The organism is Nocardiopsis deserti, from assembly GCF_008638355.1.
Taxonomy (GTDB): Bacteria; Actinomycetota; Actinomycetes; order Streptosporangiales; family Streptosporangiaceae; genus Nocardiopsis; species Nocardiopsis alborubida.
In genome coordinates this window covers 208490-230949 of the sequence record NZ_ML703350.1, presented here as the reverse complement: position 1 = coordinate 230949, position 22460 = coordinate 208490, and the positions used below count along the sequence as shown (strand labels likewise).

The following is a 22460-nucleotide window of genomic DNA, read 5'->3' as shown; positions in this document are numbered from 1 at the left end:
AGCGGGAGAACGGCCCGGAGATCACGGGAGCATCACGCTCGCACCGGCGGGCCGGTCCACCGATACACCGGTGTAGAGAGTGACCCCGGACGCGACGCAGGGCCGCCCCCTACCTGTGGCGGAACGTGTCCACGGCACGCGGGAAAACCTCCGCCAACGGACCGCCAATTCCCCCACCTGCGGCGCATCGCTCCAGCTCAAGTGGGTTAGAGGCCCCTTGTCCGCGCACGTATCCACACCACACGGAGGTTGCCATGCGCCAGATCCTGCTCTCCGCGCTCACCGCCGCCGGCCTGGCCCTGGCCGCAGCGCCTGCCCACGCCCAACTCGTCCCTCCACCCGATCCCTGCGAAAAGCCTGACCCTCCCGAAGTGTGCAACATTGAGGCGGGGTGGTCCGAGTAAAAACGGTGTCTCCGAACACGCCGTGCGCAGGTCAGCCCTCCCACCGGCCCACCGGTGTACCGGCGTGCGGGCACACCAGCACACCGGTATGAGATCACTGGGTCCGGGAACTGCGGTCGACCGCACTCGGGCCACTGGCCGCCGACTCCTCCGAGGGAGAGCACCACACGGCGAAACTGCGGAGGGCCGCACGCTCCGAGAAAGTGCGGCCCTCCGCAGCTCTGTGTTCGTGCAGGTCAGATACGTGGTCTCTACGCCAATACACCGGTGTACCGGCGTGCGGACCCACCGTTACACCGGCCACGTGGCCGACCGTTCGGGAGAACACCCCTACCTGCGGCGGAACGTGTCCACGGCACGCGGGAAAACCTCCGCCAACGGACCGCCAATTCCCCACCGGGGGCGCATCGTTCCAGCTCATGCGGGTTAGAGGCCTCTCGTCCGCGCACGTATCCACACCACACGGAGGTTGCCATGCGCCAGATCCTGCTCACCGTACTCACCGCCGCCGCCCTGGCCTTGGCCGCGGCGCCCGCCCACGCCCAGTCCGACATTCCGCTGCCCCCGGCATGCAACGGTCCTCATCCTCCTTCCTTCTGCGACTTGGACCTAGATGCTTCTATTTGGACCTAGATGCTGTGGAGGGCCGCCCCACCACGGGAGCGGCCCTTTTCCGGTTCCCACCGGCACACCCGTACACCGGTGTATTGGCCCACCGGCGTACCGGCCGGTGGGTACACCGGTGGGCTGGTGTGTTCATCGTTGAGGGCGGCCCCGGCGCCCGGTGCGATCGGGTTCCTGGGACAGGAGAGCGTCCACCACCTGTTCCGGGCTCATGCGCTTTTTCAACTCTCGCAGGGCCAGGCGGATGGCGGGACTGGTCACCGACTTCTCCCGTCATGCGACGGACGCGGCCTCGACCTGCCACAGCCAGTCCATCAGCTCCTGGTCTAGGTAGGGGGGCGGACAAGATAAGCCGGAAAGGGGCAACGGTCGGCTGACCGCGACCACGGCACACCAACCCCGGGGTGACTCACCGCGATGGACGCCCTCGTTCGTGATTGTCCTGCCGCAGGGGTCCAGTCTCGGAGCCGCGCAAGGCGGTGCGCCATCGGCCGCCGTCCACCCACACGCGCAACCGGGTGCGCGAGCGGGGCCGCTGGCCGGTTCGACGCAAGTACCTGCGCGCCACCCAGACCATTGCCCCTTTCGGGCTTACTTGGTTCGCCCCCCTGTACTACGCCAACGCCGTGGACCTCCTCGGGTTGGACGAGAACGACGCCGCCACCTACGCCCACCCCGCCGTGCGCGCCGAGGAGTACGTGCAGCGCCAGCTCATGGTCCAGGCGCCACGCACCGACGCGGCCATGGAGGCCGTGGCCGAGGCCGAGTTGGTCGTGGCCACGGCCGAGCGCGCGCTGCATGCCTGCTACCTGTACGGCAACGCCCACCTCACCGAGCGGCGGTGCCTGACCTGCGAGGTCGTCTACCCCTGCGCGGCCGCGCGCCTTGGGCCTGGACGAGGAGCCCTGACCGTCTCCGCCGCCTTGGAGCTGTCGATGTCCCTGTTCATGGTGTGGCTCAACCGCGACCCCGCCCCACCCGTCTACTCCCGCTGCTCGGCATGTGGCCACGTGGCTGACCCGCACGGTCCCGCGCCCGGCAACAGGGGCTGAGCCTGAAGAGCGTTCACCCGCGTGCTGGTCTCCTGCGCCCGCTTCCCTTCCCCGGGCCGCCACGGTGCCCCGCTATCGTCGTCGCGGACATACACCGCATAGCGACCAGATAGGGCACCCCCATGCAGACCGAGGCCGTACCCAGGCCTGGACACCAGCCGTCGGACCCGTTCAACGAACGCCTCCACTGGAGCCTCTACCCCCTGGTGGCGAGCACCTTCTTCCTTCCCATGGTGCCGGTGGTGTTGGCGGCGGCCGTGCTGGTGCCCTGGTTCGTCTCCGACCACGGCCTGGTCGTCAACGGCCAGCCCTGGCTGTACGCCCCGCTGCTGGACCTGGTGCCCTCCTGGGCCGTCGGGGCCGCCGGGGTCGCGCTCGCGTTCGTCGTCGCGGTGTCGTGGGGCACGGCCGTGCACCTGACCGCCCAGGCGCTGCGCGGACGATCCGTCCCACCGGCACGGGCCCTGGTGCGCTCCGTGAAGCGGTCGCCGTGGACGCTGGCCGCGGGCGTGGTGCTCGCGGGCGTGGTGCTCGCGGCGGACACGGCCCTGCTCCAGGTTTATGCGCAGGCTCATCCGTCGCTGCGTTTCGGGATCGGCGCCGCCCTGTTCGTGTCCTTGACCCCGCTCTGGCGGCCCCTGGCCGGAGTCCACGTGCACGAGCGCCCCGGGGACGCGTGGAAGGGGCTGCGCGGACGGGGCCTGTTCACCGGTCGCGGCCAGTGGGGACCGGTCTGCGTCGTGGTCGCCTGCGCGGCCGTCGTCTCCTACCTGGCGTGGACGACCATGACCTCCAACACCGGGGTGTTGGCGGTGATCGCCGCGCTGGCGGGACTCACGGTGGCGGCGGTGGCGCTCACCCTGGCCGCCACCGGCCAGGGCCTGGTCCCGCAGGAGCAGGCCGCGCGCCCGTACCTGGCCGTGGGGTCGGCTGTGGCGATGACCGTTGGGCTTGCCGTGCCGCTCCAGCTCTACCAGCACCTGCTCACCGACGGCCCGTGGCCGACACTGCGCTATGACACCTCCTCGGTGGTGCCGTGGGAGCGGCGCGAGGCCAACCCTCAGCCGCTGACCCTGCCCGAGGACGGGGCCTCGGTGGTGCTGGGCACCCAGGAGCAGCTGTGTGAGGAGGCAGCGGCCTGCCGGGACCTGGACCAGCCCCTGGACGGGACGGGCCCGGTGTTGGCCACCACCGGCATGGCGGGGGGCGCGGTGCGCACCATCCGCGCCTCCCTGGACCCGGCCCTGGCGCAGGGGAGCATCGTGGTGCACGACCAGTGCGTGCGCCCCGACCAGTGCCGTGACCGAACCCGGGTGCTGGAGCCGCAGGTGGAGCCCGAAGGGCAGTGGGACGCCGAAGAGGACGACCCCGCCAACCAGGCCACCACCTTGGACCTGCCCAGCAACATCGCGGCCTGGGGAGGGGTCGGCGGTGGCCGCCACATGGTCGTGACCGCGACCCCTTCTGTGGGGTTCGGCGAGACCCTGCTGACCCTGTTCAGCTGCGAGGCCGACCAGTGCTCGTCTCCCGCCTCCACCCTGCTGGTCCGCGAACCCAACTCGACGCTGGCTTCCACCGTCCACCCCCGCCACGACTACCCGGCCCTGGTCAGCGTCACCGCCACCGACCAGGGCGTGCCGCAGGTGAGCGTGCACCACCCCGACAGCGGCGCGCTGACGCTGTACGCCTGCCACGACGTGCCGTGCACCGACTTCACCACCACCGAGCTGGTCCCGCCCACCGGTGTCCTGCGGACGCAGGAGTGGAACAGCGCCCGCTACACCGGCGCGATCATGCGGATGAGACCGGACCGCACACCGGTGATCGTCTACCTCGCCACCCGGGACGGCTCCGTGCGGCTCATCGACTGCGCCGACCAGATGTGCCAGGACCGCAACACCGAGCAGGTGTTGGGCCCGGGCTGGGAGCGCACCCCGCCCGCCCTGGCCCTGGACTCGGCCGGGCTGCCCCAGATCGCGACGTTCGACGTCTCCACCCGCGAGGTGGTCTACCTGGCCTGCGCCGATGAGCGGTGCCAAAGCTATGACCGCACCGTGGTGGGCGTCTACGACCACGCACCGGGGTGGATCGACCTGGAGCTGGACGGCGCTGACCGCCCGCACCTGGCCTGGCACCGGGTCGCCGACGAGAACGCGGGAGAGGAGCACGCCTTCGAGCTGGTGCGGTGCGCCACCGCCCACTGCGCGCCGTGACCGCTAGTCGGTGGTCACCGCGTACAGACGCGGCTCCAGGCAGGCCACCCCGGGCGCGTGGGGCTGCGAGCGCAAGGGCCCCAGACCGTCGGGGGCGCACGCCAGGGCCACCGCGATGTCGCCGATCTGGTTCAGGCCGATCGTGCCCAGGCCGGCGGGCCCCAGGCGGCCGCTGTGGGTCTCCACCGCGGTGGCCGGGCCGCCTTCGACGTCGCTGACCCATACCCAGGAGGAGCCGGTGCGCAGCAGGTCACCGGCCATCTCCTCCGGGTCGGCCCGGCGGAACTCCCACAGGACCTCGCCCGTGGACAGGTCCAGGGCCAGGTAGAAGCCCTCTTGCGCACCGCAGTGCTCCAGGACGGCCTCGTCGCCGTTGATGGCCACCAGGTCACCGGCGCACTCCGCTCGGGGCGCGACGCTGGACACGCTGCCGTCCGCGGCGTCGACCTGCACGAATCCGTCCTCGAAGCGCAGCACGATCCGCTCATCGTCGGCGTGCAGTGACCACAGCCCCGAGTGCAGGAAGTCGATGTCGGGATCCTCGCGCAGATCGGTGGTCCACAGCAGTTCACCGGTGTCGGCGTTGACCATGCGCAGCAGGGCGTTCTCGGCGTAGAGCACGCCGTTCTCACCGGCGTCCACGGCCTTGAAGGGGTTGGAGGAGTCGCGTGGGCGTGCGCCGGTGTCCAGGTGATGCAGGGTGAGGCCGCCGGTCAGGCGGTACTCACCCTCCAGCGGCAGTGACCAGCGCACCTGGTCCTGCTGCCTACAGTCGGGAGCCCGTTCCCCGTCGGGGGTGCACAGCAGGTGCTCGCGCGGGCTGATGTCGGAGGCCACCGGCACGTACCCGGCCTCTTGCAGGCGCACCACGGCGTTGTCCGGGGTGGGTTCGCCAGGGCCGGGGGCCACCGTGCACGCGCTGGCCGCCACGACAACGGCTGCGGCTGCGGCTGCGGCGGTGGGAGGGAGAGGGATGCGCATGCACCGCAATCTAGCGAACCACCGGAAGGGGCACTCCACGGCCCGGGCGCCCTCCTTCGGGGCTGGCTACACCGGCTCCAGGCTGGTGGAGGTACCGATCGCTCCGAAGGCGACCGCCAGCACGATCACCAACAGCACCCCCACGACCGTGGCAGCCCGGTGCAGGCGGGGGCCGATGAGCGCCAGCACCAGGTAGACCAGGGACACCAGCGGCGTCGCGCCCAGCGCGTACAGGGCGACGGAGAGCATCGGCCCGGCCGCGGGATGGGCGCCGTTGGCCGTGCCCATGTACGCCCCCATCAGCAGCACCAGGCCCGCGGCCTCCACCACGATCACCCCCACGATCCACAGCGGGACCGCGAGCCACGGATAACGGTGGAGGAAGCCGGTGAGGGTCTGTGCGGAGTTCGTCATGCCGCCCAGTCTGGGGGGTGCCCCTGGCGTCCGCATGAGTACGCGTACCCGGATCCACCAGCACCGGAGCGGCTAGGGCACCAGCCCGTACAGGCGGTTCTCCACGAGGGTGACCACCGCGCCGGGAACCGGAAGAACGCTGTAGTCGCCCGTGCCCGGCAGATCGTCCGCGTCCGCAGGATCCTCGCTGCCCTCCAGCGGGATCGGCGTCCAGCCCTGCTGGGCCTGCTCGCCCTCCCAGGGCAGGACGGAGACAGTGTGTACCCGGCGGTCGTGGTCGTCCCAGGTCAGGTGAGGCACGACCAGCGCCGACCCCAGGACGTAGGCCTGGCCCATCGCCACCCACAGGTGCGCCTGCACCTCGACCTCCGTGCGCTGGACGATCTTTCCGCTGGCGTCGGTGACCAGCAGCAGGTCAGGTTCCTCGCCGTCCTGGTCGCGCAGCACCACCGCGCCCTGGGTGTCCACGCCCAGGGCGTACTCATACGTGGGGTCCGGGGCGGCAGGGAGCACCTGCGCGGGTGCGCCCTCGTCCAGGGCGAACACCCCGCCCGGCGTGCGGGCGACCGCTTCGCCCCCGTGCCCCTCGCGGACGGTGCCGACACCGGGCAGAGCCACGCGGGGTAGGGCCTGGGGCGTCCACTCCTGGCGCCATGCCTGCTCACCGGTGGACACCTCCAGCGCGGTCACGCTCTCCACCGTGTCCGCGGGCACGTCCATCTCATACAGAGTCGCGCTCACGTCCTGGTCAGGCATGTGCTCCTGATCCAGGCACAGGCGGGCCACCAGCACCCGGTCGCCGTGGCCACGGATCCCGTCGTCATCAGCCCACAGGCACACGCGTTCACCGGGCCCGTCCTGGAGTTCGACCTCCCACAGGCGCTCGGTGGAGTCGGTGGGGTAGGCCACGACCAAGGGCCGTTCGTCCTCGTAGACGAAGAAGACACGCACGTCAGGGGTGAGGTAACGCAGCTGTGGACGTTTCTCCTGCCCCTCCCAGGCCAGCGTGGGCATGGGAGCATCGCGCACGACCTGCCCGGCGGCGGCGTCCAGCACCACCAGCGTGCGGGTCTCGGGTTCGGGCTCGGCCTGGGCGACGTGCGACAGGTAGGCGTAGCGGTCCTGACCCGCGAACACCCCGGCCTGCGTCTGGCGGGCGTAGGGCAGACGGTAGGTCCACAGCTCCTCGCCGGTGGCCCCGTCCAGGGCCACGAACCCGTCGGCGTAGCGCACCAGGGGCCCGCGCGGGCCCCGCTCCACGCCCAGCACCGGGTGCTCGGGTTGCCAGGTCCAGCCCACCCGGCTGATCGTGGCCGGGACCGGCGCCGCCTGCCCGCCGTCGGCGGCCACGGTGTGCTCCACCATGAGCAGGCGGGACAGGGCCGCGGGCACCAGCGTCCATACCAGCGCCGTGCCCAGGGCGCCCGCCACCGCCCCGGTCAGCACCCGCTTCCACCGGTGCCAGGGCAGGGCCGTGGCCGCCCCCAGGGTCAGCGCGGCGCCCAGGGCCACCAGGCACACCCCGGTCCACAGGGCCACGACCTCGTCGGGAAACATCCTGAAACGGTCGTTGTCCACGCCCAGCGCCAGGTGGCGGGTGGGGAAGGCCGCCCACACCACTACCCCCGCCGCCAGAACCACGGCGCCGCGTCCCAGCACGCCGCCCAGAGTCGGGCGCGCGGTGAACCAGTCGGGGTCGCGGGTGGCGGTCAGGGCCACCCACCCGAGCACCGCGGCGGCCAGGAGCAGTGTCGGGCCGACCAGGAGCGCCAGGTCCTGGCCAGCGGGCGCGGTGTACTCGCTGAACCCCGCCACCTGGGGTGTGGTCAGGATCAGGGCGCCCGAGAGCACCGTGACCCCGCTCCAGCCGAGCACGTCTCCCACACGTCGTCGCACCGCTTCCCCACCCCTTGTCCCGGTCTGGCCGTTGATCGACCCGGGCAGTCTAGGGACGTAGCGTCCAGGCGCTCACCCCGGGAGGGTGCTGGGCCGCACCGCCCTGACGGCTCGCCGCCCGGGGTCACCGGCCCAGGCGCGGAACGCCCCGGTGTGGAGTGTCCTCCCAGTTCAGGGCTGCACGGTGCCCTCCTCTACGCTACAGTTTTCGTACGACAGTTCGAATGCGGTGTCTTCCTCCCCGGCCGCGCGGTCGTGCTCGCCCGGGGCGCGGCCGGATGGGCGTCCCTGTGCCGCCTGGTCATCGCCGCCCGCACCATCGACCACGTCATCCGCACTACCGGCCGCCAGACGGGGCTGGAGATCTCCCCGCACACCCTGCGCCACACCTTCGCCACCAACCTGGTCCGGGGCGGGGAGGACCTGGCGGTCGTCGCAGAACTCCTCGGACACTCCCGGGTGGAGACCGTGCGGGTCTACACACTGCCCACCGAGGAACAGGTCCAGGCCGCGGTGGACGCCGCCACCGTCGACTACTGACCGGCGGCGGTGTGTCGGCCGGGATCAGTCGTCGTCGGTGTCCTCGTCCTCGCGCCGGTCGGCCGCCGACTGGGCGCGGGAGTCGAACCCGCTCTGCGCGGTGTCGGACTCCGGGTCACGGGCCGCGGCGGACTGGATCCGGGCGGCGGCTTCCTTGTCGATCTCAGTGTGCTTCCCCATGACCCTCACCTACCCGCTGACCAGGCCATTGCCGCTTTCCGGCGTACTTGGTCCGCCCCCCTGTGTCGTCCGTCCACTGCCACGGCCCCGGCGGCAACTCCCGCTCCTCCAGGAAACGCCGGTTGGCCGGAACGAAGAACTGGGAGCCGAAGGCGTCACCCACGGCCAGGGCGGACGGACAGGACAGGGCGCGCGCCGGGCGCGAGGCGGTGATCGTGTGCATCAGTGCCCATCCTGGCCGGGTCGGGGCCGCTGTCCACGGCCCGCCGCCGCGGCCGGTCCCGGGGGAGGGGGCCCGCTCCCGGCCTCGCGGAACGCGCCCTGTGTGACCAAGCACCCAGTCGGGGCCCGACCGGCGCTCACCCTGGGGCTTCACCGTTCATCACGCGCCCGCCACCTGCGGTGGCAGCACATCGAAACAAGCGCGACACATACGGCTGACCGTCGGGAAACACCCGGAGGGTTGCCTGAAACCTGTCCGACCCCGCAGCAGGAGGAGCCCATGGAAGAACTCGTCGTCATCGGCAACGGCATGGTCGGCCACCGCCTCGTCGAGGCCCTCCGCGACCGTGACACCGCCGGGCACTGGCACATCACCGTCGTGGGCGAGGAGCCCCGCACCGCCTACGACCGGGTGGCCCTGTCCTCCTACTTCGACGGCGCCAGCGCCCAGGACCTGTCCCTGGGCGACCTGAGTGGCCCCGACGTGGACGTGCACGTCAACGAACGCGCCGTGGGCGTGGACCGCGCCAACCGCACCGTCACGACGCAGAGCGGACGCGTCCTGGCCTACGACCGTCTCGTCCTGGCCACCGGCTCCACACCGTTCGTGCCCCCCGTGCCCGGCCACGACCTGCCCGGCTGCCACGTCTACCGCACCATCGAGGACCTGGACGCCATCACCGCCTCCGCCCGCGGCGCGAGCACCGGCGTGGTCGTCGGCGGCGGCCTGCTGGGGCTGGAGGCCGCCAATGCCCTGCGCCTGCTGGGCGTCCAGGCGCACGTGGTCGAACTCGCCCCCCACCTGATGCCCGCCCAGATCGACGAGGGCGCCGGAGGCCTGCTGCGCAACCTGATCACCGACCTGGGCGTGCGGGTCCACACCGGTTCGGCCTCCACCGCCGTGGAGGCCGGCCCCGACGGGCGCGTGGCCCGCCTGACCCTGGGCGAGGGCTCCCTGGACGCCGACCTGGTCGTGTTCTCCGTGGGCATCCGCCCCCGCGACGACCTCGCCCGCGCGATCGGGCTGGAGGTCGGCGAGCGCGGCGGCATCGTCGTGGACGACACCTGCACCACCAGCGACGCCCACATCCACGCCGTGGGCGAGGCCGCCAACCACCGGGGCACCGTGTACGGCCTCATCGCGCCCGGCAACGCCATGGCCGAGGTCGTCGCCGACCGGCTCGTGGGCGGCCGGGCCACCTTCACCGGCGCCGACACCTCCACCAAGCTCAAGCTCATGGGCGTGGACGTGGCCAGCTTCGGCGACGCCCACGGCCGCACCCCCGGTGCCCTGGACGTGGTCGTCAACGACGCCGCCAGCGGCCGCTACGCCAAGCTCGTGGTCTCCGACGACGCCGCCACGCTGCTCGGCGGCATCCTGGTCGGCGACGCCTCGGCCTACGCCACCCTGCGCCCCCTGGTCGGCTCCCCGCTGCCCGGCGACCCGCTGTCGCTGATCACCCCCGAGGGCGCCGCCCTGGGCGCCGACGCCCTGCCCGAGACCGCCCAGATCTGCTCGTGCAACGCCGTCACCAAGGGCGAGCTGACCGAGGCCGTCTCCTGCGGCAACCACGACGTGCCCGCGCTCAAGGCCTGCACCAAGGCGGGCACCAGCTGCGGCTCGTGCGTGCCCATGCTCAAGCAGATCCTCGCCCAGGCGGGCATCGAGCAGTCCAAGGCCCTGTGCGAGCACTTCCCCCAGTCGCGCGCCGAACTGGTCGAGATCGTGCGCGCCACCGGCACCAGCACGTTCTCCGGGCTCATCGCCGCCCACGGCACCGGGCACGGCTGCGACGTGTGCAAGCCCGCGGTGGCCTCCATCCTGGCCTCCCTGGGCAACGGGCACATCCTGGAGGGCGAACAGGCCACCCTCCAGGACACCAACGACCGCTACCTGGCCAACATGCAGCGCAACGGCACCTACTCGGTCGTGCCGCGCATCCCCGGCGGCGAGATCACCCCCGACAAACTCATCGTCATCGGCGAGGTCGCACGCGACTTCAACCTCTACACCAAGATCACCGGCGGCCAGCGCATCGACCTGTTCGGCGCCCGCCTCGAACAGCTGCCCGTCATCTGGAAGCGCCTGGTCGACGCCGGTTTCGAGTCCGGGCACGCCTACGGCAAGTCCCTGCGCACCGTCAAGTCGTGCGTGGGCACCACCTGGTGCCGCTTCGGCGTCCAGGACTCGGTGGGCCTGGCCATCCGACTGGAGGAGCGCTACCGGGGCCTGCGCTCGCCCCACAAGCTCAAGGCGGCCGTCTCCGGGTGCGCCCGCGAGTGCGCCGAGGCCCGCGGCAAGGACTTCGGCGTCATCGCCACCGACAAGGGCTGGAACCTGTACGTGGGCGGCAACGGCGGCTTCACCCCCCGCCACGCCGAACTCCTGGCCTCGGACCTGGACGAGGACACCCTCATCCGCTACGTCGACCGGTTCCTGATGTTCTACGTGCGCACCGCCGACCGCCTCCAGCGCACCGCCCCCTGGGTCGAGTCCCTGGACGGCGGCCTGGACCACCTGCGCGACGTCGTCGTCGAGGACTCCCTGGGCATCGCCGCCGAACTGGAGGAGGCCATGGAACGCCACGTGGACTCCTACGGCGACGAGTGGGCCGCGGTCCTGGCCGACCCCGACAAGCTCGCGCGCTTCGTCTCCTTCGCCAACGCCCCCGACACCCCCGACCCCACCATCAGCTTCACCACCACCCGCGACCAGCCGGTCCCCACCGCTCCCGTCAGCCTGGGCATGCCCGCCCGCCGACCCCAGGAGGCCACCCGATGACCGTCACCGCCCAAGCCCAGCCCACCACCTGGATCGACGCCTGCCCCCTGGCGGGCCTGCGCGTCGAGGACGGGGTGGCCGTACTGCTCCCCGACGGCCGCCAGGTCGCCGTGTTCCGCACCCGCGACCAGCACCTGTACGCCGTCGACAACATCGACCCCTACACCGGCGCCGCCGTCATCTCGCGCGGCATCGTCGGCGACCGCGCGGGCGAGCCCACCGTCGCCTCGCCCATGCTCAAGCACGTCTTCTCCCTGCGCACCGGCCAGAGCCTGGACGACGAGCACGTGCGCCTGACCACCTGGCCCGTGCGCCAGACCGACACCGCCGTGCAGATCGCCGCACGCGCCGAGGAGAGCACACCGTGAACACCTCCCTGGACGGTGAGGCCGCGGCCCCGCCCGCACGGCGCCCGGCCGAACCCGCGACCACCGCGCCGCTGGCCGGGTTCACCGTCGCCGTCACCGCCGCGCGCCGCGCCGAGGAGATCAGCGCCCTGCTGCGCCGCAAGGGCGCCCAGGTCCTGGCCGCACCGGCCCTGCGCATCGTCCCGCTCAGCGACGACCAGCGCCTGGCCGCGGTCTCCGAACAGCTCGCCCGCCGCCCCGCCGACGTCGTCGTGGCCACCACCGGCATCGGCTTCCGCGGCTGGGTGGAGGCCTGCGAGACCTGGGGCACCGTCGACCCGCTCCTGGCGAGCCTACGCACCTCGCGCCTGCTGGCCCGCGGCCCCAAGGCCAAGGGCGCCATCCGCGCCGCCGGACTCACCGAGGAGTGGTCGCCGCCCTCGGAGTCCTCCGCCGAGGTCCTGGACTACCTGCTCGCCCAGGGCGTGCAGGGGCTGCGCGTGGCCATCCAGCTGCACGGCGAACCCCTGCCCGACTTCACCGCCGCGCTGCGCCTGGCCGGAGCCGACGTCGTCGAGGTCCCCGTCTACCGCTGGACCCAGCCCGAGGACACCGCGCCCCTGGACCGCCTCATCGAGGCCGTCACCAGCGGGGGAGTGGACGCGGTCACCTTCACCAGCGCCCCGGCCGCGGCGGGGCTGCTGGCCCGCGCCCACACCACCGGTCGCCAGGCCGCCCTGGTCCAGGCCCTGCGCGGCGACGTCCTGGCCATGTGCGTGGGGGCGGTCACCGCACGCCCCCTCATGGCCCACGACATCCCCACCGTGTGGCCCCAGCGGGCCCGCGTCGGCGCCCAGGTCCGCGCACTCGCCGAGGAACTGCCCGCGCGCTTTCCCACCCTGCCCGTGGCCGGACACCGCCTGCGCCTGCGCGGCCACGCCGTCCTGGTCGACGGCACCGTGCGCACCCTCTCACCCACCCTGATGCGCGTACTGCGCGAGCTGGCCCGCAGGCCCGGCCAGGTCCTGGACCGCACCCGCCTGCTCACCTGCCTGGGCGAGGACGCCGACGCCCACGCCGTGGAGACGGCCGTGGCCCGGCTGCGCACCGCACTGGGCGACTCCCGGATCATCCAGACCGTGGTCAAACGCGGCTACCGGCTGGCCCTGGACACAACCGAACCCGCCCTCTGACGAGCGCACCGGCCCACCCGCCCAAGGGAAGGAAGAAGCGGATCCCGGCCCCGGCCGTCCGCGCCACGCGATGCACCGACACCCCACCCTGCTGCTGGCCGTCCACGGCACCCGCGACCCCCACGGCACCGCCGTGGCCCACTCCCTGGCCCTGCGCGTGGCCGAGGTGACGGGCCAGCCCACCCGACTGGCCTTCGCCGACGTGCTCGCGCCCACCGTCGGCGAGGTCGCCGCCCACACCCCCGGGCCCCTGGTGGTCGTGCCCGCGTTCCTGGCCTCGGGCTACCACGTGCGCACCGACATCCCCCACCAGCTCGCCCGCGCCGGACGCGCCGACGCCGTCATCACCCCAGCCCTAGGTGAGCACCCCGCGGTCCTGGACACCGCCGTGCGCCGCCTGGTCGGGGCCGGGTACCGGCCCGGGGACGCGGTCGTGCTGGCCTGCGCCGGAACCTCCGACCCCTTCGCGGGCGCCGAGCTGGAGCAGGCCGCCCAGCGCATGGCCCAGCGCCTGGGCACCCCCGTGGCGCTGGGGTTCATCGCCACCGGCAGCCCCACCGTGGCCGCACAGGTGGCCCGTCTGCGCGAGCGGGGGCACCGGAGGGTGGCCGTGGCCAGCTGGCTGCTGGCGCCGGGGCTCTTCCACGACCGACTGGCCGGGGCGGGCGCGGACGTGGTGGCGCGTCCGCTGTGCCCGGACCCGGCGCTGGCCCACGCCGTGGCCGCCCGCTACAGCCGGGCCGCCATCGCCCAGCCCGTCTGACTCAGGGGTCCGACACCAGGCGGGGGAGGGGAACGGTGTCCGCGGGCTGGGTACCGGTCGGCACCGGAGGGCCCGTCAGCGCGGTGGGCGCGCGGGGTGGTGGAGGCGCACTGGCCGGGTACGGGGAGTTGTCCACAGGCGGCGACGGAGGCTGGCGCCCGCGTCCGCCACCGGCTCCAAGGGAACCAGTTGGCCAGCGCCCCGCACCCGCGCTCGTCTGCGTCCCGCGCACGACCCCCACGGCACCGGCCCACCCGGCCGCGCGCTCCCCCCCATGGCCACAACCGGCCGCCGGGTGCGCGGGGCCACCGGTCGGGGAAGACCACCCGTGGGTTCCCCACCCAACCCATCCCGGTCCGCACCGCCCACGAGGACGGCCATGCCCGCAGTATCCACCTCCCTGCTCGACTTCCACGACCCCGCCAGCGACCGGGCCGTCGGCGCCCTGTTCGGCGCCCCCGCCGCCGCGGCCCTGGTCGGCACCTCCCCCTCCCTGACCGCGCACACCACCGGCCCCGACACCGCCCACGCCCGCCTGGTGCGCGCCGCGCTCACCGACCTGGCCGGACCCGACCAGCCGCCCCGGCCCCCCGAGGACCCCCTCCAGCGCGCCTGGGCCGGGGCGCTGCGCACCGCCGCCCGCACCGGCGCCCCGCCCCCCGACGCACCCGCACTGGAGCACACCAGCGCCGACGACCCCCTGGGTGCCTCCTGGCGGGCCCTGACGCGCACCCGCCGCCCCGTCGAGGACCCCGCCCGCGGCTCCTTCGCCTGCACCCACCTGGTCGACGCCGTCTGGTCGGCCTACGCCGCCGCCGGGGACCGGGCCGCCCTGTACACCGGCACCCTGGCCACCGCCCTGTGGGGCGCCTCGGCCCTGCCCCTGCACGCCCTGCGCCGACTGTCGGAGACCACCGACCCCCACACCCTGACCACCACCGCCCTGACCACCGCCCGCGGCCCCCACCCCACCCTGTGGCCCGAGCACCCCGTCCTGGTCGACGAACCCCGCCGCCTGCCGCCCTTCGCCGTCCCCCACCCCCTGGACCCGGGCGTCCTGCTGGGCAACCTCGACCACCTGCGCGCCCGCCCCGACACCGTGGACGCCGCGGTCTCGCTGTGCCGCACCCACCCCAGCGACGCACCCCACCTGCCCGCCACCGACTGGGTGCGGGTGTGGCTGCACGACCGCAGGGGCGCCAACTCCCACCCGCACTTCACCCTGGACGAGGCCGCCGCCGCGGTCGCGGCCCTGCGCGCGGAGGGCAAACGCGTCCTGCTGCACTGCTGGGCGGGCGCCTCACGCACCCCGGCCGTGGCCACCCGCTACGCCGTCACCGCCCTGGGCGCCCCCGTCCTGCCCACCCTGGCCGCCATGATCCGCACCGTGGGCGGGCACCTGGACAACCCCAGCCTGTCCACCGCCGTCGCCCGGCTCAGCGGCGTGGACCTGCCCGACCCGGCCGCCACCCTCTTCCCCGAGGGCGTGCCGCCACGGCGCCCCGAACTGCCCGAACCCCACATCACCGGGTGACAAGTTCCACAAACCCTCCCTTTCCGGTACCGTTACCCTCGCGTTACTCCTAGGATCTGCGCCCAGAACCCCGCGCACCACCCGGCGGCCCGCTCCAGGCGCCGCGCCCTCCCGCGACCCGGGGCGCCGCACCACCCGCGCACCCTGCCACGGCAACCGCGCACCACACCCCGGAGCACCCGCGCCGCCACGCCCTGTTCCCGTTCGAAGGACTACCCGTCGTGGGCACACACCAGCCCCAGAACCCGCCGGCCGAAGAAGACGCCACCAGCGCCGACGCGCCCGTGGGTCCCCGCGTGGCCGCCAAGCGCTCCCGCCGCAAGCGCACCCTGATCCTGGCCTCGGCCACCGGGGCCGCACTCCTGGTGGGCGGCACCGCCGCCGCGGCCGTCATCGCCACCGGCGCCGACCCGGGCAGCGCCACCAACGCCGCGGGCGTCCCCCAGGCCGACCCGGACCCGCTGGTCGCCGACGACGCCACACCCAACGCCGGACAGGAGCAGCAGCAGCTCGCCGAGGAGGCCGTCACCTCCGCCACCCAGCGCTCCAGCACCGACGCCTCCGACATCCTCGAAGAGCCCGAGGAGGAGGAGACCGAAGAGGCCGAGGAGCCCGCCGCCGACAGCGGCGCCGGCTCCGAGTCCACCGGCCAGGGCGGCACCTGCCAGGCCTCCTACTACGGAGCCGACTTCGCCGGACGCACCACCGCCAACGGTGAGACGTTCGACCCCAACGCCATGACCGCCGCGCACAAGACCCTGCCCTTCGGCACCCAGGTCCAGGTCACCAACCCCGGCAGCGGCGAGTCCGTGACCGTGCGCATCAACGACCGCGGCCCCTACGTCGACGGACGCTGCCTGGACCTGTCCACCGCGGCCTTCGACCAGATCATCGGCACCGGAGCCGGTGTGGGCCAGGTCGAGTGGCAGGTCGTGGGGTAACACCCGCCCCCTCCACACGCGTGCGCGCCCGAGGGCCGCCCCACCAGGGCCGAGGCGAGCCACCGGCTCCGGGCCGCGCCCACCGGGCACGCGGCCACCGCACCCGCCGCGCGTGTGAGCCCCCACACGTCACCGCTTCGTGGCACAATCCCCAGCACCCACACCAACACCACACAGGGGAGCAGGGGCGTGTTCCGCACCACCACCGGCTGGGTCGTCTCACCCACCGACCTCGTCGACACCCTGGAGTGCGACCACCGCAGCGCCCTGAAGACCGCCCTGGCCGCCCGCGTCGAAGGCGCACCCGCACCCGCCGCCATCGACGCGCTCGTGGCCCAGCACGGCCTGGCCCACGAACAGGCCGAACTCGAACGCCTCAGCGCCCTGGTCGAGGTCGCCCGCATGCCCGACCCCCGCCCCGAGGACGCCTCCCTGGCCGCGGCCGCCCAGGCCACCGCCGACGCCATGGCCGCCGGAGTCCCCGTCATCTACCAGGGCAGCTTCCACCACCGCCTCACCGAACCCGACCCCGACGGGCAGGCGGTGTCCTTCCACGGCCGCGCCGACTTCCTCATCCGCTCCGACCTGGACCCCGCCACCGGCCGCACCCGCACCCCCGCCCCCTCGGCCTGGACCTACGAACCCTGGGACACCAAGCTCGCCCGCCGCCCCGGCCCCGGCGCCGTCGTCCAGCTCGCCGCCTACGCCCACGCCGTCAGCGTCGCCACCGGCCACACCCCCCAGCACATGCACCTGCTCACCGGCGACAACCACACCCACACCCTGCCCACCGCCGACTTCACCCCCATCCTGAGCACCGTCACCACCCGCCTGCTCACCCTCCTGGCCAGCGAACCCGCCCTGCCCGCCCCCACCTGGGGCCAGCCCCGCCCCGCCTGCGAGGGCTGCGGCTACCAGGCCTGGTGCTCCCAGGGGCGCACCGCCGCCCGCCACCTGTCCCTGGTCGCCGGACTGCGCACCGACCAGGCCGCCAAACTCACCGACGCCGGCCTCAGCACCATCGACGCCCTCGCCCGGGCCGGCGACGACGAGCGCCCCGCCACCCTGCCCCGCCGCTCCTTCGACCAGCTGCGCGCCCAGGCCGCCCTCCAGGTACGCCAGGACCGCACCCGCACCCCCGCCAACCCCCAGGGCACCGTCACCGCCGAGGTCTTCGCCCCCGACGGCCTGGCCAGCCTGCCCGCCCCCAGCCCCGGCGACGTCTTCTTCGACATGGAGGGCTACCCCTACCACTCCCGCGAGGGCGAACGCGGCCTGGAGTACCTCTTCGGCGCCACCACCGAGGACGAACACGGCAACGAGACCTTCCACGCCTTCTGGGCCCACGACCGCGCCCAGGAGAAGAAGGCCCTGGAGGACTTCGTCGACTTCGCCACCGCCCGCGTGGACGCCGACCCCGGCGCCCACGTCTACCACTACGCCTCCTACGAGGTGGACCGCCTCAAACACCTGAGTTCGGAGTTCGCCACCCGCGAGGAGGAGGTCAACCGGCTCCTGCGCGAGAACCGCCTGGTGGACCTGTACACCGTCGTGCGCAAGAGCCTGCGCGTATCCCAGCGCTCCTACTCCATCAAGTACCTCGAGCCCCTCTACCTGCCCGCCGCCCGCTCCGGCGGCGTCACCACCGCCACCTCCAGCATCGACGCCTACGCCGCCTACCTGGCCGCCACCGAGGCCGAGCGCCCCGACCGGGCCGCGCAGGTCCTGGCCGACATCGCCGCCTACAACCGCGACGACTGCCACTCCACCGCGCGCCTGCGCGACTGGCTGGAGGACCACCGCACCCACCAGGGCATCACCGACCGCCCCCTGGTCCAGCTCGAACTCACCGAGGCCGAGGCCGAACGCGCCCGCAAACGCGAGGAGAAGGCCGCCCGCCACGCCGCCCTCACCGGACCCCTGCTCGACCAGGTCCCCGCCCAGGCCCAGGACCGCGAACCCGACCACCACACCCGCGCCCAACTGGCCGCCCTGGTCGGCTACTACCAGCGCGAGAACCTGCCCCCCTGGCGCGAGCACTACCGGCGCACCAGCGCCCCCCTGACCGACCTGGAGTCCGACACCGACTGCGCCGTGCCCTGGCAGGTGCGCGCGGGGAAGTGGATCGAACCCAGCGGCCGCCAGCGCAAGTCCCGCCGCGAACTGTCCCTGCGCCTGGACACCGCCCACCCCCACCCCTTCACCTCCGGCCAGGACGTGCACCTGCTCTACCCCGGCGCCCCCGGACAGGCCGCCACCACCACCCAGGCCAAGGTCGCCGAGGCCGACGCCGACACCCTGGCCATCACCGAGACCTGCGACCCCGACTCCACCTACTCCCGGCCCCCCGTCGCCGTCCTGCCCGGATCCCCGGTCAACCCCGCCCCCAAGGACGGCGCCCTGGAGACGGTGGCCCGCACCGCCCTGGACACCCTGCCCGCCTGGCCCCACCACCCCGGCCTGGACGTGCTGCGCCGCATCCCGCCGCGCCTGAGCGCCCCCGGCCCGCTGCCCGACCCCGCCGACCACGACGGCGACCTCATCGCCACCACCATCGCCGCCGTGGACCGCCTGGAGGGCTCCTACCTCGCCGTGCAGGGCCCGCCCGGCGCCGGCAAGACCTACCTGGCCGCCCAGCTCATCACCCACCTGGCCCGCCAGGGCAAGAGCGTGGGCGTGTGCTCCACCGGCCACAAGGCCGTGGAGAACGTCATGACCGCCGCCCTGCACGCCGCCGAGGCCGCCGGAGTGGAGGTGGCCGCCGCCAAACGCGCCAAGGGCCGCGGCAAGGACGCCCCCGAGGACCTGCCCTGGGAACAGCCCTCCAGCCCCCAGGCCCTGGCCAGCTGGCGCGACAAACACACCGCCCAGGGCCACCCCGTCCTCATCGGCGGCACCGCCTGGGCCATGTCCAACGCCGCCATGCTCGCCGACCCCCTGGACGTGCTCATCATCGACGAGGCCGGACAGTTCGCGCTGGCCGACACCCTCGCCGTCTCGGCGGCCGCCCGCAACCTCGTCCTGCTGGGCGACCCCCAACAGCTGCCCCAGGTCGTCCAGGGCACCCACGGCGAGGGCGCCGACGCCTCCGCCCTGCAACACCTCATGGCCGGACGCCAGATCATCGACCCCTCGCGCGGCTACTTCCTGGACCAGACCCGCCGCATGCACCCGGCCGTGTGCGCCACCGTCTCCGCCCTGTCCTACCAGGGGCGCCTGCACGCCCACCCCAGCACCGCCGACCGCGCCCTGGCCACCCTGGCGCCGGGCGTGTACACCCTGCCCACCCCCCACCAGGGCCGCACCACCCACAGCCCCGAGGAGGTCGAGGCGGTGGTGGAGGTGGCCACCCACCTGGTCACCGACAAGGTCACCAGCGCCGCCGAAGCGCACCCGCGTCCCCTGACCGGCCACGACATCCTCGTGGTGGCCCCCTACAACCTCCAGGTGCGCGCCCTGCGCCGCGCCCTGGCCCGGGCCGCCCGCACCCACCCCGCCCTGGAGGGGGTGCGCGTGGGCACGGTGGACAAGTTCCAGGGCCAGGAGGCCGCCGCCGTCATCTGCTCGATGACCACCTCCAACGCCGCCGAGGCCAGCCGCGGCACCGCCTTCGTCCTGGACCGCAACCGCCTCAACGTGGCCCTGTCGCGCGCCCAGCTGGTCGCGGCGGTGGTCTTCTCACCCGACCTGCTCACCACCGCCCCGCGCAGCATCGACGAACTGCGCCTGCTGTCCTCCTTCACCCGCCTGACCGAGGGCGCCCGCCCCTGGCCCGCCGCGCACTGACACGCCCCGGCGCTGCGACCGCGCTCACCCCCGCCCGCCGTCTCCGCCCAGACGCGCCGCCGCCCCCCAGTTCAGGGCCGGTGCGGCAACGGGGGCGGTCCCGCCCCGGCTCTCGCCCCGCGGTTTCGGACACCCCTTGGGTGGAGTACGTTTTACACAGCACCGCGCTCGCCCCGGGCGTCACACGTCAGGGGCGGTGCCACGCGTGTTCTGACGGCAAGAACCACCACCCGCACCCCGGTGCGGGCGTGTCCCCGCCCGCCCTGGACCGCCACCCGTTCTCGAAAGGCACCACGGCCCCCGTGTCTGACCGTCCCTCCGCCCCCGGCAACGGCCGCAACACCCGCCACCCCACCGGCATCCGCGTCGTCATCGCCCTGTTGGCCCTGCTGTGCCTGGTGCTGGGGCCGGCCGGCTACCTCCGGGGGCTCAGCGTCCATGCCCACGCCGGCTCCGCGGCCGAGTGGTTCACCCTGGCCTTCGGCGCCGCCGTGGGCATCCCCCTGCTGGCCGCCGCCGTGGCCACCGTCGCCGGGGACCGCAGGGCCGCCCTGTGGTCGCTGGCCCTGCTGGCCTGGCCGGTGGTCTTCGTCGTGGCCATCCACCTGGCCCAGGCGCTGTGAGCACCCCCCGCCCGTCGGGGCCCGCCCCCCGCCCGCACCGGCGGTAAGCTACCGACGTGTCACCCAAGAAACGCAAGCGCCGCAGGGCCCAGCGCCCCGACACCGCCCCGACCGCCCCTCCCCGGGAGGAGAGCGAACCAGGCCCCGGCCCGCTCACGCGGACGGGAGGTGTCAGCCGCACCCCGGTGGTCGTCACCGACCCGCCCGACCGCAGGATCACCGCCCTGTGGGTGGTGCTGTCCCTGGTGTGGCTGCTGGGCACCCCGCTGGCCCTGGCCAACCTGCTGTTCGTGTTCATGGACCTACAGGAAACGGTGATCTACGCCGCCCCCGACGCCCCGGTGGCCCCCGAGAGCCTGGAACCGGTGGGCAACGCCCTGGTCTGGGTCCTGGTCCTGGCCCTGGTCGTCCCGGCGGCCTCGGCCGTGACCGCCCTGGTCCTGCGGCGCAGGATCGCCGCGATCGGGTTCACCGCGGCCCTGGTCGTCTCGGCCCTGCCCCTGCTGTGGGTCATGCCCCCGGCCGAACTGTGGGACGCCCTGCGCACCCACCTGCTTGGCTGACACCCCGCCCCGACCGCTCCCGCCGCACCCGGGCGCCCGCGCCGCCTCCCGCCTTCGCGCAGGGCCCTGGGCCATCATGGATGACCGTGAACACACCCCAGCCCACCCCCGACCCCACGGCCGCCCACGAGATCGCCCTGCCCGGGGCCGTGCGCGCCCGCCTGGACCAGGCCACCCCCAGCGTCCTGGTCGACACCCGCGCCCTGGCCCGGGTCCGCGAGCGCTTCGACACCGAACAGGCCCAGACCCTGGGCCGCTACCTGGCCAGCGCCCAGTCGCCCAACACCCTGCGCGCCTACCGCGCCGACTGGACCTCCTTCACCGCCTGGTGCCTGGCCCAGGAACGCCAGTCCCTGCCCGCCGACCCGGTGGACGTGGCCGTGTACCTGGCCGCCTGCGCCCAGGAGCGCACCCCCGACGGCACCGGCTGGGCCCTGGCCCCCTCCAGCATCGAACGGCGCGCCGCCGCCATCGCCGCCGTCCACGGCGCCCACGGCCTGGACTCGCCCACCCGCGCCGAGGTCGTGCGCATGACCCTGCGCGGCATCCGCCGCACCCGCCGGGCCCGCCCGCGCCGCAAGGAACCGGTCATCCTGCCCGTCCTGGAGGCGCTGCTGTCGGTGCGCCCGGGCCCCGAGCACCCCCACGGGGTGGCCCGCAGACGCGACACCCTGCTGCTGCTGGCCGGGTTCGGCGGGGCCCTGCGCCGCAGCGAGCTGGCCGCGCTGACCTTCGACGACCTGACCCTGCACACCGACCCCGCCACCGGCGCCCCCGCCCTGGTGGTGGGGCTGGGCGCGACCAAGACCGACCAGGAGGGCCGCCACGGCCAACGGGTCGCCCTGCCCCGGGGACGGCAACGCCACACCTGCCCGGTGTGCGCCTACGCCGACTGGGCCGCCCTGCTCCAGGCCCACCGCGCGGGCGGTGAGGAGGCGGTGGCCCACCTGCTGGGCCGCGCCCGCCCCGAGGAGGGCCCGGCCCACCTGTGCCAGGGCTGGCCGGGCACGGACCTGGCCGACGGCTCCGAGCGCCCCCTGCTGCCCGCCGTGGACCGCCACGGCCACATCGGAACGCGTCCGATGTCGGGCCGGGCCGTGGGGGAGCTGGTCAAACGCTACGCCCGCCGCGCCGGGCTGGACCCCGACGACTTCGGCGGACACTCCCTGCGGGCGGGCTTCGCCACCCAGGCCGCGCTGGGCGGGGCCAGCGACCGCGAGATCATGCGCCAGGGCCGCTGGACCAACCCGCGCACGGTCCACGACTACATCCGCACCGCCAACCCGCTGGAGGACAACGCCGTCACCCGGCTGGGCCTGTGAGCCCGCCCCCGCAGCCCCCCGGGGCATCTCAGCTTGCCAACAAACACACCAGTAGTACTCGAAATCACCAGTTACAGTGC

General features: G+C 73.9%; 17 protein-coding genes. 13 read left to right on the top strand and 4 right to left on the bottom strand.

Annotation, left to right across the window (positions count from 1 at the left end):
* Positions 1-1507 precede the first annotated feature (1507 nt).
* Together FYW99_RS08300 and FYW99_RS08295 are read left to right on the top strand one after the other, a co-directional pair.
* Complete coding sequence (locus FYW99_RS08300) at positions 1508-2080, top strand: hypothetical protein (RefSeq protein WP_150251407.1); 573 nt, start codon at positions 1508-1510, stop codon at positions 2078-2080.
* A gap of 122 nt (positions 2081-2202) precedes the next feature.
* Positions 2203-4293, top strand: coding sequence for a hypothetical protein (locus FYW99_RS08295; RefSeq protein ID WP_150251405.1), 2091 nt, complete (start codon positions 2203-2205; stop codon positions 4291-4293).
* 3 nt (positions 4294-4296) lie between these two features.
* Here the strand turns inward: FYW99_RS08295 and FYW99_RS08290 are convergent, their stop codons facing one another.
* From FYW99_RS08290 to FYW99_RS08280, 3 genes are all read right to left on the bottom strand, one after another.
* Entirely contained in the window at positions 4297-5274 is a 978-nt protein-coding gene (locus tag FYW99_RS08290) for an outer membrane protein assembly factor BamB family protein (RefSeq protein ID WP_150251403.1), read from the bottom strand.
* A 66-nt stretch (positions 5275-5340) separates the two neighbouring features.
* Positions 5341-5688, bottom strand: coding sequence for a hypothetical protein (locus FYW99_RS08285; RefSeq protein ID WP_150251401.1), 348 nt, complete (start codon positions 5686-5688; stop codon positions 5341-5343).
* Between the two features lie 72 nt (positions 5689-5760).
* Positions 5761-7584 carry an outer membrane protein assembly factor BamB family protein gene (locus FYW99_RS08280; protein WP_223838862.1) on the bottom strand — a complete coding sequence of 608 codons (1824 nt, stop codon included), beginning with the start codon at positions 7582-7584 and terminating at the stop codon, positions 5761-5763.
* Positions 7585-7839: 255 nt separating this feature from the next.
* On the opposite strand from FYW99_RS08280, the gene FYW99_RS32255 reads away from it, so the two are divergent.
* Complete coding sequence (locus FYW99_RS32255; protein ID WP_223838861.1) at positions 7840-8124, top strand: tyrosine-type recombinase/integrase; 285 nt, start codon at positions 7840-7842, stop codon at positions 8122-8124.
* Positions 8125-8148: 24 nt separating this feature from the next.
* Here the strand turns inward: FYW99_RS32255 and FYW99_RS31715 are convergent, their stop codons facing one another.
* Entirely contained in the window at positions 8149-8304 is a 156-nt protein-coding gene (locus tag FYW99_RS31715; protein ID WP_190394592.1) for a hypothetical protein, read from the bottom strand.
* Positions 8305-8806: 502 nt separating this feature from the next.
* Here FYW99_RS31715 and nirB point away from each other — a divergent pair.
* From nirB to FYW99_RS08220, 10 genes are all read left to right on the top strand, one after another.
* On the top strand, positions 8807-11308 hold the full coding sequence (nirB, locus tag FYW99_RS08265; protein WP_150251396.1) for a nitrite reductase large subunit NirB: 2502 nt from the start codon (positions 8807-8809) through the stop codon (positions 11306-11308).
* Positions 11305-11676, top strand: a complete 372-nt coding sequence (gene nirD, locus FYW99_RS08260) for a nitrite reductase small subunit NirD (protein ID WP_150251391.1) — start codon at positions 11305-11307, stop codon at positions 11674-11676. The genes nirB and nirD overlap by 4 nt, the downstream gene beginning before the upstream one ends.
* Positions 11673-12848 carry a uroporphyrinogen-III synthase gene (locus FYW99_RS08255; RefSeq protein WP_150251390.1) on the top strand — a complete coding sequence of 392 codons (1176 nt, stop codon included), beginning with the start codon at positions 11673-11675 and terminating at the stop codon, positions 12846-12848. Before nirD ends, FYW99_RS08255 begins: the two co-directional genes overlap by 4 nt.
* 70 nt (positions 12849-12918) lie before the next feature.
* Positions 12919-13611 (top strand): sirohydrochlorin chelatase, encoded by a 693-nt coding sequence (locus FYW99_RS08250; protein WP_150251389.1) that lies wholly within the window; start codon positions 12919-12921, stop codon positions 13609-13611.
* A gap of 379 nt (positions 13612-13990) precedes the next feature.
* On the top strand, positions 13991-15145 hold the full coding sequence (locus FYW99_RS08245; RefSeq protein ID WP_150251387.1) for a protein-tyrosine phosphatase family protein: 1155 nt from the start codon (positions 13991-13993) through the stop codon (positions 15143-15145).
* Positions 15146-15366: 221 nt separating this feature from the next.
* Positions 15367-16086 (top strand): septal ring lytic transglycosylase RlpA family protein, encoded by a 720-nt coding sequence (locus tag FYW99_RS08240; protein ID WP_190394591.1) that lies wholly within the window; start codon positions 15367-15369, stop codon positions 16084-16086.
* 189 nt (positions 16087-16275) lie between these two features.
* Entirely contained in the window at positions 16276-19872 is a 3597-nt protein-coding gene (locus tag FYW99_RS08235) for a TM0106 family RecB-like putative nuclease (RefSeq protein WP_150251385.1), read from the top strand.
* Between the two features lie 302 nt (positions 19873-20174).
* Positions 20175-20495 carry a hypothetical protein gene (locus FYW99_RS08230; protein ID WP_150251383.1) on the top strand — a complete coding sequence of 107 codons (321 nt, stop codon included), beginning with the start codon at positions 20175-20177 and terminating at the stop codon, positions 20493-20495.
* 56 nt (positions 20496-20551) lie between these two features.
* Positions 20552-21058: a hypothetical protein gene (locus FYW99_RS08225; RefSeq protein WP_150251381.1), complete on the top strand. Its 507-nt coding sequence runs from the start codon at positions 20552-20554 to the stop codon at positions 21056-21058.
* Positions 21059-21138: 80 nt separating this feature from the next.
* Positions 21139-22380 carry a tyrosine-type recombinase/integrase gene (locus FYW99_RS08220; RefSeq protein ID WP_190394590.1) on the top strand — a complete coding sequence of 414 codons (1242 nt, stop codon included), beginning with the start codon at positions 21139-21141 and terminating at the stop codon, positions 22378-22380.
* The last annotated feature ends 80 nt before the right edge of the window (positions 22381-22460 follow it).

What these genes read in the sequence shown, in the direction of transcription:
- nirD (WP_150251391.1), top strand. Translation starts at nt 11,305, where the DNA reads ATGACCGTCACCGCCCAAGCCCAGCCCACCACCTGGATCGACGCCTGC.
- FYW99_RS08295 (WP_150251405.1), top strand. Translation starts at nt 2,203, where the DNA reads ATGCAGACCGAGGCCGTACCCAGGCCTGGACACCAGCCGTCGGACCCG.
- nirB (WP_150251396.1), top strand. Translation starts at nt 8,807, where the DNA reads ATGGAAGAACTCGTCGTCATCGGCAACGGCATGGTCGGCCACCGCCTC.
- FYW99_RS08245 (WP_150251387.1), top strand. Translation starts at nt 13,991, where the DNA reads ATGCCCGCAGTATCCACCTCCCTGCTCGACTTCCACGACCCCGCCAGC.
- FYW99_RS08285 (WP_150251401.1), bottom strand. Translation starts at nt 5,688, where the DNA reads ATGACGAACTCCGCACAGACCCTCACCGGCTTCCTCCACCGTTATCCG.
- FYW99_RS08290 (WP_150251403.1), bottom strand. Translation starts at nt 5,274, where the DNA reads ATGCGCATCCCTCTCCCTCCCACCGCCGCAGCCGCAGCCGCAGCCGTT.
- FYW99_RS08250 (WP_150251389.1), top strand. Translation starts at nt 12,919, where the DNA reads ATGCACCGACACCCCACCCTGCTGCTGGCCGTCCACGGCACCCGCGAC.
- FYW99_RS31715 (WP_190394592.1), bottom strand. Translation starts at nt 8,304, where the DNA reads ATGGGGAAGCACACTGAGATCGACAAGGAAGCCGCCGCCCGGATCCAG.
- FYW99_RS08220 (WP_190394590.1), top strand. Translation starts at nt 21,139, where the DNA reads ATGACCGTGAACACACCCCAGCCCACCCCCGACCCCACGGCCGCCCAC.